The sequence below is a fragment of the Collimonas sp. OK412 genome (assembly GCF_900112135.1).
In the GTDB taxonomy this organism is placed as follows: domain Bacteria; phylum Pseudomonadota; class Gammaproteobacteria; order Burkholderiales; family Burkholderiaceae_D; genus Collimonas; species Collimonas rhizosphaerae.
Window position 1 is genome coordinate 23185 of the sequence record NZ_FOLC01000010.1, and the last position, 12150, is coordinate 35334.

At 62.5% G+C, this 12150-nt stretch carries 11 protein-coding genes; 2 read left to right on the top strand and 9 right to left on the bottom strand.

Translation table 11 applies throughout. The annotated features are described in order from the left end of the window. Nucleotides 1-81: 81 nt before the first annotated feature. From BM062_RS12375 to BM062_RS12415, 9 genes are all read right to left on the bottom strand, one after another. Entirely contained in the window at nucleotides 82-1068 is a 987-nt protein-coding gene (locus tag BM062_RS12375; protein WP_092397233.1) for a hypothetical protein, read from the bottom strand. Nucleotides 1069-1070: 2 nt separating this feature from the next. Continuing rightward, complete coding sequence (locus BM062_RS12380) at nucleotides 1071-2777, bottom strand: SulP family inorganic anion transporter (protein WP_092397235.1); 1707 nt, start codon at nucleotides 2775-2777, stop codon at nucleotides 1071-1073. 301 nt (nucleotides 2778-3078) lie between these two features. Continuing rightward, entirely contained in the window at nucleotides 3079-3975 is an 897-nt protein-coding gene (locus BM062_RS12385; protein WP_092397237.1) for an efflux RND transporter periplasmic adaptor subunit, read from the bottom strand. 43 nt (nucleotides 3976-4018) lie between these two features. Then, complete coding sequence (locus tag BM062_RS12390; protein ID WP_092397239.1) at nucleotides 4019-4222, bottom strand: DUF1656 domain-containing protein; 204 nt, start codon at nucleotides 4220-4222, stop codon at nucleotides 4019-4021. Between the two features lie 2 nt (nucleotides 4223-4224). After that, a complete protein-coding gene (locus BM062_RS12395) occupies nucleotides 4225-6327 on the bottom strand; it encodes an FUSC family protein (RefSeq protein ID WP_092397241.1) in 2103 nt (700 codons plus the stop codon). 12 nt (nucleotides 6328-6339) lie between these two features. Beyond that, nucleotides 6340-7785, bottom strand: a complete 1446-nt coding sequence (locus BM062_RS12400; protein ID WP_254785051.1) for an efflux transporter outer membrane subunit — start codon at nucleotides 7783-7785, stop codon at nucleotides 6340-6342. Between the two features lie 249 nt (nucleotides 7786-8034). Continuing rightward, nucleotides 8035-8307, bottom strand: a complete 273-nt coding sequence (locus BM062_RS12405; RefSeq protein WP_092397245.1) for a DUF4148 domain-containing protein — start codon at nucleotides 8305-8307, stop codon at nucleotides 8035-8037. Nucleotides 8308-8649: 342 nt separating this feature from the next. Then, nucleotides 8650-9771 carry a tRNA 2-thiouridine(34) synthase MnmA gene (gene mnmA / locus BM062_RS12410; RefSeq protein ID WP_092397247.1) on the bottom strand — a complete coding sequence of 374 codons (1122 nt, stop codon included), beginning with the start codon at nucleotides 9769-9771 and terminating at the stop codon, nucleotides 8650-8652. Then, nucleotides 9764-10249: an NUDIX hydrolase gene (locus BM062_RS12415; protein ID WP_092397248.1), complete on the bottom strand. Its 486-nt coding sequence runs from the start codon at nucleotides 10247-10249 to the stop codon at nucleotides 9764-9766. The genes mnmA and BM062_RS12415 overlap by 8 nt, the downstream gene beginning before the upstream one ends. A gap of 302 nt (nucleotides 10250-10551) precedes the next feature. Between BM062_RS12415 and BM062_RS12420 the strand changes: the two genes are divergently transcribed. Together BM062_RS12420 and panD are read left to right on the top strand one after the other, a co-directional pair. Continuing rightward, nucleotides 10552-11667, top strand: coding sequence for a Re/Si-specific NAD(P)(+) transhydrogenase subunit alpha (locus BM062_RS12420; RefSeq protein WP_092397250.1), 1116 nt, complete (start codon nucleotides 10552-10554; stop codon nucleotides 11665-11667). 102 nt (nucleotides 11668-11769) lie between these two features. Next, entirely contained in the window at nucleotides 11770-12132 is a 363-nt protein-coding gene (gene panD, locus BM062_RS12425; RefSeq protein ID WP_092397482.1) for an aspartate 1-decarboxylase, read from the top strand. The last annotated feature ends 18 nt before the right edge of the window (nucleotides 12133-12150 follow it).

Sequence of the window (12150 nt, forward strand, 5' to 3'; positions counted from 1 at the left end):
CGCTATAGTATCGGAAATTCTTGAATGCCGTTGCCGCAGGCCCGTGCACGGCCATGCTTATTGGCCCGCCGGGCCGTTCGCCTATCTGCGGCGGTAGATGCTTTCCTTGGATGGCGGGCCGTTGATGTCGTCCTGCGGTGCATAAAGTGAAATGGCGATCTTGCCGGGTTCCAGCGCCGGAGAAAGCTGCAGCCGGTCGACCCGCACGCCGGAGATCACGCATTGGCTATCCGGGGCGACCCGCAGCCGAACCCGCGCATTGCTGCTGTCCAGTATCGACAGCCTGGCGCGGTTGCAGTTGATGGCGTCGACCGCGCTGGCGTAGATCGCCACCGGATCGCCCTGGTTGATCTCGGCGTAGGGCGAAGGCGTGGCGCTGGTTGGCAGCCATGCCCCGAGCGCCCATGACGGAATCGCCAACGGAGGCGGTGGCGGCGGTACGGCATCTGCCGCAGGCGTCATCGCCAGATCCGGCGGCACGCCCGGCGCCAGGCCAGGTTCCTGTGCCGCGGGCATCGGCATCGGCGCGGCTTCCGCGGGCGATTCCGCAGGAGACTCCGAGACCGATGGCGGCGTTACCTGCTGGGCCTGGACCACATATGGCGCGGCGGCAAGCAGCGGTGCATGCGTGTCGGCCGGTGCGGGCGCCGCCAGCGCCGCTGGTTCCGCCGGCGCTCCTTGAGGGTTTGCCGCGGCGCTCGCGCCGAGCAAAGACGGCAGCAGTTCCATGACGGCCTGTTTCGGCATGGCGATCCGCAGCTGGGGCGTATCGACTACGCTTTGCACGTGCGATGTGCTCACCGCCCTGCCATCGATGACTACGGTCAGGTCCTGTTCCAGCGCCGCGCCGCTGGCCGCCGCCATGCGCTGCTGGGCATCCTGGCTCAGCGTGATTTCGAGGGCGACCGAATCCGGATTGGCGTTATAGGTATCCTTGATGGTCAGGCTGATTTCGGTGAAATCGCGCTGAGAGGAAAAGGCGATCTCTGCTGCGTGCGCCGCTGTAGCCGTGGCGATCGCCAGTGCAGCGCATAGCGGGGCCGCCAATGTTTTCCAGCATGCTGGCATGGTTATTCTCCGGGTAGGGTTTCGATGATTGGGTTTGCGGCCTGCCGGCCCGCCAGCGCCAGGTGCACGGCTTCCGCTACGCTCAGCGCGCTCAGTGATTCCAGCGGAAAGCCGGGGGCGACGGCGTTTTTCATGCAGTCATACGCAGGATCCTTGAGCCGCGCCAGCAATAAACGCAAGCCGCGGCTGTCGATAAAATTAAAAAAATCATGCAGGCCTTCCAGGCTGGAGCTGTCCAGGTCCGGGGACTCTTCCAGGCTGAGGATCACCGTGTGCAGCGGCGCCGGGGCGGCCAGGATATTCTGCCGCGCCTGGCCCAGGATGCGTTCGGCATTGGCGAAAAACAGCGGCTCGTTAGGGCGCAGGATGATGATGCCTGACACCGGACGGGCTTCCGGATGGGTACGGATATTGACGAAATCATGGCCTTGTCCGAGCTGGCCCAGCACCGAGATGGTCGATTGTGAAAATTGCCGCAGCATCATCAGCAGGCTGATCGCAATCGAAGCCAGCAAACCATCCAGCACGCCCAGCAGCAGCACGGCGATCACGGAAGCGATCACCACCAGGCGATCGCGGCGCCACTGGAAATAGGGGCGGAAGATGGCGGGATTAAGGGTGTGGCCGACGGCGTGGATCACGATTGCCGCCAGCACCGGTTCCGGCGTCAGGGCGATGGCGGGCAGCAAGGTCAGGACGATCGCCAGCATCACCAGCGCCGCCACCCAGCCCGACAGGCGCGAGGTGGCGCCGGCGGCTTCATTGGCGGAGGTGGCGGAATAACCTGCGCCGACCGGCATGCCGTGGAACAGGCCGGACAGCAGGTTGGAGGCGCCCAGCGCCAGCAGGTCGCGGTTGGGCGCCACCGTATCGCCATGCTTGATGGCGAAGCTGCGGATGGCGCCATACGATTCGGCGTACAGGATCATGCCCATGGCAAAGCCCAGTTCGCCCAGGCGCAGCCAGTCGGCGCGCGACAGCATGGGCAGTGTCGGCGTCGCCAGCTGCAGGTGGATGCTGCCGACCAGGCCGACGCCATATCGGGTCAAATCCAGCCACTGGCCGGCGGCGACGCCGATGACGATCACCAGCAGCGCGCCCGGCAGCCGGCGCAGGCGCGCAAACAGATACAGCAAGGCCAGCGCGGCCGCCATCACGGCGACGCTGATCCAGTTCCAGCGGCCGACCTGCATCGCCATTTCAGGGATGAAGCGCGTCATGTCGCTATGCTCGGGATGGACGCCGACGACGCCGGCAAACTGCTTGAAAATGATGACCAGCGCCAGGCCGAAGGCAAACCCGCGCAACACCGGCTTGGCGATGAAATCGGTGATGCCGCCCATGCGCGCCAGGCCGGCCAGCAGGAAAAACAGTCCGGTAATCATCACCAGTCCGATCGCCAGCGTCATGCGCAAGCCGGTGTCGCCGTTTGCCATGGATGCCGTGGCTGCCGCCAGCACTGCTGCGGAGGAGGAGGTGGCGGAGACGATGGCAAAGCGGCTGCTGCCAAACAGGCCGTAGCAGAGCAGGCCGGCAAACAGCGCGATCACCCCGGTTTGCGGCGGCAGGTTGGCGATGCTGGAATAGGCGACCGCCTCGGGCAGCAGCAGGCCGGCGATCGACAGCCCGGCTATCAGGTCCGCCAGGTAGGCGCGTTTGGCGGCGGGCGGCGGGTTCAGGTCGGCATGTTGGGATGGTGCAGCGCTCATGCGCCTCCTGAAGATGAGTTTGGGGATCCTGGTTTTATGCTGTTTCGGCGGTCCGGCAATCCGGCAAGACAGCGGAAAAGCAGCTTCGGACCGGACCGCCGCGGCAGTTTACGCGATAACGGATTGCCGTTGATTTTAAGTCAAATCTCCTCTGTTGTTGCACGCATTTTTTGCGGCAGGCAAAGCGCGCGCGGTGTCGTTTTTGATGGCAGATTATTTCCATCCGCCGGACAAGGATTGAAGAAGCCGGTATCGGCTGCGGGTGCGGGCGATTCCTTGCGCTGCCTGCTTCGCATCATTTTTACGGTTTTGCCGCCGGCCGCTCCCCGGGTTTGACAATCACGGTGCAAGTCATGCCTGCCGCCAGCGTGACGCCGTCCGGCACCTTGTCGATATGGATGCGCACCGGCACGCGCTGCGCCAGCCGGACCCAGTTGAAGCTGGGATTCACGTTGGCCAGGCCGTAGCTGCCCAGCGCATTGTCGCGATCGGTGATGCCGCGCGAGATGCTGTCGATATGGCCGCCGATCAGCTGTTCGCTGCCGAGCAGGCGCATGTCGACGGCGTCGCCGACTTTCATCAAGGGCAGTTTGTTCTCTTCGAAATAACCGTACACCCAGAACGAATTGGCGTCGATCACCGCCAGCTTGGGCGTGCCGGCCTGGGCGAAATCGCCGGCGTGCACGTTGAGGTTGGTGATCCAGCCGTCCACCGTGGCCCGGATTTCGGTGCGGTCCAGGTTCAGCCTGGCGCTGTCGCGCGCCGCCAGGGCGGCCTGGTACTGGGCCTGGGCGGCGGAAGCATCGGCACTCGAATTTTCACGGTTTTCATTGGAAATCACGTCGCCATCCAGTTTGGCGCGGCGCGCCGCATCGCGCTGTTTGGTGCTCAGCCCGATGCGCCGTTCAGCCACCGTCGCTTCGGCTTGCGCCAGCGCCAGCGTATAGCGCGCAGGATCGATCTTCATCAGCAGGTCGCCCTTGTGCACATAGCTGTTGTCGGCCACCGGCACCGCCACCACGATCCCGGACACATCGGCGGCGACGCTGATGACGTCGGCGCGCACCCGGCCGTCGCGGGTCCAGGGCGTATTCATGTAGCGGTCCCACAGCGCGCGCACCAGCAGGAAGGCAATCAGGACCACAATCAGCGTAATCGCCACTTGCAGCAGGGTTTTTATAATGCTTGAGGATTTCATGTCGGCCTAAAGGTAAATTTTTACGGCGAATTTTTATGGCAAATCAGGTAGCGTGCAGCAGCAGTCCGGCGCCGCCGAAAATACAAAAGAACAGGGCGATACGGAACAGGCTGGGATGCCAGACGTAACGGAACAGGCCCAGGCGGGTGAAGATCCAGTCGATCGCCATCTGCAGGAACAGGCAGCCGATGAACACCAGCAGCAAGGTCGGGATGAGCGCATCGAGGAGTGCGATTTCGCGCGGCATGGTCAAGTCTCCGAAGTGGTGGTTGAGGTTTCGGCCGGCGTCAGCACGGTGACGCGTTCCAGCATGGCGCCGCGCATCAGGTGCAGGTTGGCCAGCACCGCAGGCAGTGCGCCGCACACGGCGATCGCCGCCAGCACGGCATCGAGTGCGGCGCGCAAGCGCGCCTGGCTGGGGCGGGCAAACAGATAGGCGATGCCGCGTATGGATTGCTCGATCCGGTCGTGCGCTTGCCGGTCCGTGACGGCCAGCATTTCCTGGCGCAGCTGGATCACGGCGCGCCCGGTTTCCAGCACCGACAGCAGCCAGGTCATGATGTCGCGGTCGTCCGGGTTGTCCAGCGAATGGGTAATCGCAAAACGCGACAGCAGGTCGCGGGTGCCGCTTTCAAAGCGGCCCAGCAAGCCCGGCAGAGGCCGGTTGCAGGCTTCCTCCACCTGGCGCCGCAGGGCGCGCGCCAGGCGGCGCTTGATCCAGCGGCTGTCGGACGGATCGATGACCTGGTACAGGACCGAGGCGACGGCGACCCCGATCAGGCCGCCGGCCATGCCGTTGAGCAGCGCCGGCATGTCGAACTGGTAGTTGCTGCCGATGCTGGCGTAGGAAAAGAAAAACAGCAGTATGCCGGTGCCGATGCCAGAGTATTTTTTTGTGGTAGTGAGCCAGGCGCCAATCAGGATGAACGGCGCCAGCGCGATGCACAGCATGGCGAAATTTTCGGCTTGCGATTGCAGGTAGTAGGCCGACAGGAAACCGAAAAAACCGCCTAGCGCGCCGCCGATCATGAATTGCCGCACGATCTTGATGGGCGATGGGGCGGCGGCAAACAGGGCGCTGACAACCGTCGCCATGACTACCGCATCGGTGCCGGACACCCAGCCCGATTCGATCCAGAACAGCGACGATATGCCGAAACCGATCGCGGCTCGCAGCGCCGAGGTCAGCACCAGCGTCGGGTCGGTGCGCGCGACGTAGTGCGCGGGCAGCTGGACGTCGTCGGGCATGTGCATTTCAGTCTGGATTACGACGGCATGGATCCTTGCATAGACCTGCAACTCATCGGCGAACCTTGCCAGCAGCTCGGCGGCGGAGTCGAAATCGAGCACGTGGCTGCTGTCGCCGGTGCTGCCGTTGGCCGTCGCCAGGCCCCGGCGCAAGGCGGCCAGGCGCTGCGGCAGCGCGAGGCGCACTTGCGCCAGCTGCGTCCGGTCCTGGCTGGAGAGGGCGCGCACGATGGCTTTATATTCCATCAGCAAGGCGTTCAGCGTGCTCAGTTTGCCGCCGGCTTGCAGGCGGCCGAACAGCTGGTCGAGCGAGTGGAAGGTGGTGGAAGCGGTCATGAACGCGTTGTTCAGCTGCCTTAGCTGCAGGCTTTGCAGATGCCCGGTCGCGCTTTCAAATACCGACGAGGTGCGCAGCGCTTCCAGGGAAATCACTTCACCGATAAAACGCAGCACCATGCGTTCGCGCGCCGGCCGGGAACTGGGAGCTACGTCATCCAGCGCGATGAAGGTCTTGAAATCGGCGAAACGCTTGCGCACCGTCAGCAGCAGGACATCGGACAGGCGCTTGGGAAACAGCACGTCGCTGACCACCCCGGCGCAGAGCAGGCCCAGCATCACTTCGCTCAGGCGCGTCATGGCGATGTCGAAAGCCTGGTCCGGCTGCAGCGCCGCCGGCAGGCCGACGATGACCAGCGTGTAGCCGGCCAGCACGAAGGCATACGACTGGAAATTACGGAAGACGGTCGAGCCGGCGGTGCAGAAAGCCAGCCAGCAGGCGCCTGCCGCCAGGAACAGGACCGGCTGTTGCGAAAACGAAGCGGCCAGGACGATCGACATGATGACGCCGACCGAGGTGCCGATGAAACGATAAAAGCCCTTGGCCAGCACCAGGCCGCTGCGCGGCTGCAGCACGATGACCACGGTAATCATTGCGGTGCCCGGCCTGGACAGGTCGAACAGCAGCGACAGGCCCAACGCCAGCAGGGTCGCCAGCAGGATCTTGCTGACATACAGCAGGTCCTGGCCATGGCCCTCCAGCCAGCTGACGGCGGCATGCTTCAGGTGGTCCAGCCAGCTTTCGCGGTTGCTTGCAATCTCGCTCATGGTCGGCGCTGCTTATTTTCCTGCCGCCACGGCATCGGCCGGCTGCGGCAAATCGTCGCCCAGGCCGCCGCCCAGCGCCTGCATCAGCTGCGCCCAGTTATCCAGGTAGCTGGCGCGGATCTGCGCTACGCGTATCTGCTGCTGCAGCAGGACCAGCTGGGTCTGGATCACGTTGATATTGGCGGTCAGCCCGGCCTGGTAGCCGCGCATCGCCAGGTCATAGGATTGCTTCGACAGCGCCAGCGCCTGTTCCGACTGCGCGCGCTGCTGTTGCTGCGATTTCAGCTTGACGATCTGGTCGGCCACGCTTTGCAGCGCTTGCACCAGCGTATTGTTGTAGCTTTCAATGGCGGCGTCGAAAGCGGCGGTCTGGGCGCCGAGGTTGGCGCGCAGGCGGCCGCCTTCAAAGATCGGCAGCGAAATCGCCGGTCCGACGCCGCGTACCGCGGAGGCGGCGCTGAGGAAGTTGGTGAAACCGAGCGCTTGCAGGCCGGCGAAGGCGGAGATGTTGATGTCCGGGTAGAACGCTGCCTTGGCGGCATCGATATTCTTGTCCATGGCTTCCACCCGCCAGCGCTGCGCGATCACGTCAGGGCGGCGGCCGACCAGGTGCGCCGGCACGTTGTCGGGCAAGCCTATGGCGAGCGGCGTGCTGTTGTCGGCGCCGACCAGGCGCGCCGCCAGCTGCGGCCGCTGGATCGTCTCGCCGCTGCCGGGGCCTTTGCCGCTCAAGGCCGCAATCTGGTTGCGCAGCAGGGCGATGTTTTCATCGATTTTCTCGATATTGGCGCGGGCGTCCGGCAAGGCGGTTTCGGCCTGGCTGACTTCCAGCCGGGTGCCCAGGCCTGCCGCCAGCCTGCGCTGGGCGAAGCTGGCGATCAAGGTTTGCTGCGCCAGCGTGGTGACGGCGATATCGCGCAGGGCGTATTGCGTCGCCAGCTGCAGGTAGCCGCGCACTACCGCCACTTCCAGGTTCAGCTGCGCGCTGCGGGCTTCGGCGGCGCTGACGTGGACGTTGTCGAGCGCCGATTCCAGCGCGCTGCGGTCCTTGTCCCACAGGTCGAGGTCGTAACTGGCCTTGACGGTGATTTCATTGTCCCAGTTCCAGCTGCCGCCCAGCGGCGGCGGGAAGATGTATTCGGAGGAGTACAAGCCGCGCGTGCTGGCCGCTTCGGCGCCGACCTTGGGCAGGGTGGCGGCGCGGGCTACGCCGGCCAGCGACGAAGCCTGGCGGATGCGCGCCTGGGCGATCTTCAGGCTGGGGTTGCCGGCCACCGCCTGCTGCACCAGGGCGTCCAGTTGCGGATCGCGATAACTTTGCCACCAGGCGCTGGTCGGCCATGCGGTCTTGTTCAGGTTGGCCAGTGCGGCGCCGCCGGAAAGCGCGTTGCCGTCGGTTAATCTGGATTGCTTGTCGATGCCTGAAAAGTCGGCGCAGGCGCTTAACAAGAGCGCCAAGGAAGCGGCAAGCAGAAGCTTGGCCGAGGGAGGACGCTGGAAGATGGAATATAACCGCATGGAAACCCAAATTGTAATGATTAGAGAGGTCTGAACGCTTATTTGCCGACAGCGCTTGCACTACACTAAAACCCCGGGTTACGCGGTGAACGAGGATATGCCTGAATAATAGCAAAACGCCAGCTAGGCTGGCGTTTTGTGTAACTCTGAAACTCGCTGGATCAGTGTTGCATCAGATACTTTTACAGTTTAGTTGCCGCTATAGACCGATGGCTCTGCCTTGTCGAGCTGGCTGACTACGTCAGCGCGGGTTTCCGGCTGGCCTACGGCTGCAACTACAGGGTACTGGTTGCGGGCAACGGTCAGCGAACCGTCTTTCTGGGCTTGTGCCAGTTCGGCCTGGACATCGGCGCGCGATTTGGCCGAAACAAACGGTGTTTCAGGTGGATATGGAGCGTCGGCCAAGGCGCTGCCAGCGGCAGCCAAAATTGCGAGGCCAGCAATAATTTGTTTCGTGTTCATGTTTTTCTCCGATAAGTGGTTGATGGCACCGGGCTCGGCGGAACAGGCATTGTGCAGCCCGTCGGGTCCTGCCTCGGTGAGCGGCGCACTTGCATTGGTTGATATTGCTTGTGTGTTGCGCCCATCGATGAAGCAAGTGTAGAGGCATCACGATCAACAATAAATGGTCATATTGGAAATTGACTATTCCTGATATGGCAATAATAAAAAGGAACTTTTTGGTGCGGTGCGCAACCAAACCACGTTAAGCAGAAGCGGGAATCGATGCAGGCCGGGACAGCCGGCTGTAGAGGAACGCTGGTTTTGCACCAGGAAGATGCAAAACCAGGAAAAAACCAGGAATCAGGCGATGTTGCCGGACGATTCGATGATGCCGCCGCCGAGACAGACATCGCCGTCGTACAGCACCGCGGATTGCCCCGGGGTGACAGCCCATTGCGGATCACTGAACCTGAGCGCGAAATTTTCCGTTCCAGGCAGCAGCAGGCTGTCAAACGCGCAGGCCATGTCGGCTTGCCGGTAGCGTGTCTTGGCCGACAGCTGGCCGCTGCCCGGCGCTTCTCCCGCCACCCAGCTGAGCTGGCCAGCCTGCAGCGTCGACGACAGCAGCCACGGATGATCATGCCCCTGGACGATGTACAAGGTGTTGTTTTCCACATCTTTCCTGGCGACATACCAGGGATCGCTATCGCCGCCCGCATTCTTGTGCGTCTTCATGCCCCCCAAGCCAATGCCCTTGCGCTGGCCCAGCGTGTAAAAACTCAAGCCGACATGTTCGCCCACCACATCGCCATCGGGGGTCTTCATCGGTCCCGGCTTATAAGACAGGTAGCGGTTCAGGAATTCGCGGAACGGCCGTTCGCCGATAAAGCAGATGCCGGTCGAGTCCTTCTTCTTGGCATTCGGCAACTGGATCTGCTCGGCGATCTTGCGCACCTCGGTTTTCTGGATTTCCCCCAGCGGGAACAGGGTCCGCGACAGTTGCGACTGGTTCAGCCGGTGCAGGAAATAACTTTGATCCTTGCTGGCGTCGACCGCTTTCAACAGTTCGAAGCGGCCGGAATCGGCCTGCCGCACGCGCGCGTAATGGCCGGTGGCGATCAGGTCGGCGCCTAGCTTCATGGCGTGGTCGAGGAATGCCTTGAACTTGATTTCGGCGTTGCACAGCACGTCCGGATTCGGCGTGCGCCCAGCCTGGTACTCGCGCAGGAATTCGGCGAATACCCGGTCCTTGTACTCGGCGGCAAAATTGACCGCTTCGATATCGACCCCGATCACGTCGGCCACGCTGACCGCATCGATCCAGTCCTGCCGCGTCGAACAGTATTCGGAATCGTCGTCGTCTTCCCAGTTCTTCATGAACAGGCCGATCACTTCGTAACCCTGCTGTTTCAGCATCCAGGCCGACACCGAGGAGTCGACACCGCCCGACATGCCGATCACTACACGTTTTTTATTAGACATGGGCCGCTCCGCAAGCGCTGGGATGGGTGTTGAGCATGGTCAGCGGCGCGCGCTGGCCGCGCAGGTAATCGTCGATGCACAGCAGCACTTGCGGGCTGCGGTGGCGTTCCGTGCACGCCGCCAGTTCGTCGCGCGACATCCACAAGGTGCGCAAGATGCCATGGTCGAGCGCCTGCTCATGCCGTGCGCCGAGATCGCCGCAGAAGGCGAAACGCAAGTAAGTGACCGCTTTGCCGGTGCGCGCCGATACATAACGCGCCATATACATGCCAACCAGCGCGGTAGGGGTGAAGTCGTGCGCGGTTTCTTCCAGCGTTTCGCGCACGACCGCCTGCACCAGCGACTCGTTGGGATCGAGATGGCCGGCTGGCTGGTTGATGCGGATGCCGTCACTGGTCGCTTCTTCAATCAGCAAGAAGCGGCCGTCGCGCTCTATGATCGCGGCAACTGTGACGGAGGGTTTCCAAACGTCAGTCATAAATTCCTCGGTTAATCCGATATTTTAACTTGCCTGCCGGTTTTCGATGGGAAGCGGCTCAAGGCGGCGCAGCGTCTTAGCACAGAAAGCGGGTGTGATTGTAGCCATATTCACAACGGGGGATTAATTTTAGGATAAATAACCTACATCAAGACCTCTGGTTGTTGAGCCGCAATTTTTCCGTGTAAGATTCCATACAGCTAATTTGCAGGGCAGGGTTGAAGAGCCGCCTGGCCTGGGGGCGTGGCGCGTTATCCCGCCCTCGGCAAATCCAAGAATTCTTAACATAGTGGGAGAAGTACATGAAAATCGGCATTCCCGCCGAGACGCGGCCTGGCGAAACCCGGGTTGCTGCGACTCCGGAGACGGTAAAGAAGCTGGTGGCAGCCAAGCACCAGGTGCTGGTGCAGTCCGGCGCAGGCATTTCATCCAGCATTACCGATGAAGCCTACGCCGCCGCAGGCGCCGAGATAGTCACTGCCGCCGCGGCGTTCGGCGTTGAAACCGTGCTCAAGGTGCGCGCTCCCGGCGCCGATGAACTGGCCTTGCTGAAAAGCGGCACGGTCGTGGTCGGCATGTTGAATCCTTTTGATGCCGACAATATTGCTGTTATGGCAAGCCACGGCCTGACCGCGTTTGCACTGGAAGCGGCGCCGCGCACTTCGCGCGCGCAATCGATGGATGTGCTGTCGTCGCAAGCCAATATCGCCGGCTACAAGGCAGTGCTGATGGCGGCCAATACCTACCAGCGCTTCATGCCGATGCTGATGACCGCCGCCGGTACGGTCAAGGCGGCGCGCATGCTGATCATGGGCGCCGGCGTTGCCGGTTTGCAGGCAATTGCCACCGCCAAGCGCCTGGGCGCGGTGATCGAGGCTTCCGATGTGCGGCCCGCGGTCAAGGAGCAGATCGAGTCGCTCGGCGCAAAATTCCTGGACGTGCCTTTCGTTACCGACGAAGAAAAGGAAATCGCCCAGGGCGTGGGCGGCTATGCGCGGCCGATGCCGGCTGACTGGATGCGGCGCCAGGCTGAACTGGTGCATGAGCGCGCCAAGCAGGCCGACATCATCATCACCACCGCCCTGATTCCCGGCCGCAAAGCGCCGGTGCTGATCAGCGAAGACACCGTCAAGGCCATGAAGCCAGGTTCGGTGATCCTCGACATGGCGGTCGACCAGGGCGGCAACTGTCCCTTGTCGGAAAGCGGCAAGACCGTCGTCAAGCATGGCGTCCATATCATCGGCGAAGGCAACCTGGCGGCGCTGGTGGCGGCCGATGCTTCGGCGCTGTATGCGCGCAACCTGCTCGATTTCCTCAAGCTGATCATCAACGCCGAAGGCGGCCTGGTGATCAACCGCGAGGACGATATCGTGGCCGCCACCTTGCTGTGCAGCGGCGGCGAAGTGCTGCGCAACTAAGCGACGCAAATAAGCTGCGCAAGACAAGTACCGATTTAATCAATGGCTGTAAAGGGGCAGCCGGCCTTGGCCGGCGGCTTCGTAAAACTGGAGAAACAAGATATGCAACGCATCATGCTGCGCGCCAAGATCCATCGCGCAACCGTTACCCAAGCTGACCTGCACTACGAGGGCTCTTGCGGGATAGATGAAGACCTGCTGGAAGCGGCAGACATCCGCGAGTTTGAAAAAATCGAGCTGTACAACGTCAACAACGGCCAGCGTTTCTCGACCTATGCGATCCGCGGCAAGCGCGGCAGCGGCGAGATTTCGCTGAACGGCGCCGCTGCGCGCTGCGCCCACCTGGGCGACCTGCTGATCATCTGTACCTATGCCCCGCTTTCGAATGAAGAGGCCAGCAGCCATGTGCCGAAAGTGGTGTTTGTCGACGACAACAACCGGATCACCGGCCTCAAGAAAATCTAAGGCGAATGCTGAAAGGCA

What these genes read in the sequence shown, in the direction of transcription:
- BM062_RS12375 (WP_092397233.1), bottom strand. Translation starts at nt 1,068, where the DNA reads ATGCCAGCATGCTGGAAAACATTGGCGGCCCCGCTATGCGCTGCACTG.
- BM062_RS12380 (WP_092397235.1), bottom strand. Translation starts at nt 2,777, where the DNA reads ATGAGCGCTGCACCATCCCAACATGCCGACCTGAACCCGCCGCCCGCC.
- BM062_RS12385 (WP_092397237.1), bottom strand. Translation starts at nt 3,975, where the DNA reads ATGAAATCCTCAAGCATTATAAAAACCCTGCTGCAAGTGGCGATTACG.
- BM062_RS12390 (WP_092397239.1), bottom strand. Translation starts at nt 4,222, where the DNA reads ATGCCGCGCGAAATCGCACTCCTCGATGCGCTCATCCCGACCTTGCTG.
- BM062_RS12395 (WP_092397241.1), bottom strand. Translation starts at nt 6,327, where the DNA reads ATGAGCGAGATTGCAAGCAACCGCGAAAGCTGGCTGGACCACCTGAAG.
- BM062_RS12405 (WP_092397245.1), bottom strand. Translation starts at nt 8,307, where the DNA reads ATGAACACGAAACAAATTATTGCTGGCCTCGCAATTTTGGCTGCCGCT.
- mnmA (WP_092397247.1), bottom strand. Translation starts at nt 9,771, where the DNA reads ATGTCTAATAAAAAACGTGTAGTGATCGGCATGTCGGGCGGTGTCGAC.
- BM062_RS12415 (WP_092397248.1), bottom strand. Translation starts at nt 10,249, where the DNA reads ATGACTGACGTTTGGAAACCCTCCGTCACAGTTGCCGCGATCATAGAG.
- BM062_RS12420 (WP_092397250.1), top strand. Translation starts at nt 10,552, where the DNA reads ATGAAAATCGGCATTCCCGCCGAGACGCGGCCTGGCGAAACCCGGGTT.
- panD (WP_092397482.1), top strand. Translation starts at nt 11,770, where the DNA reads ATGCAACGCATCATGCTGCGCGCCAAGATCCATCGCGCAACCGTTACC.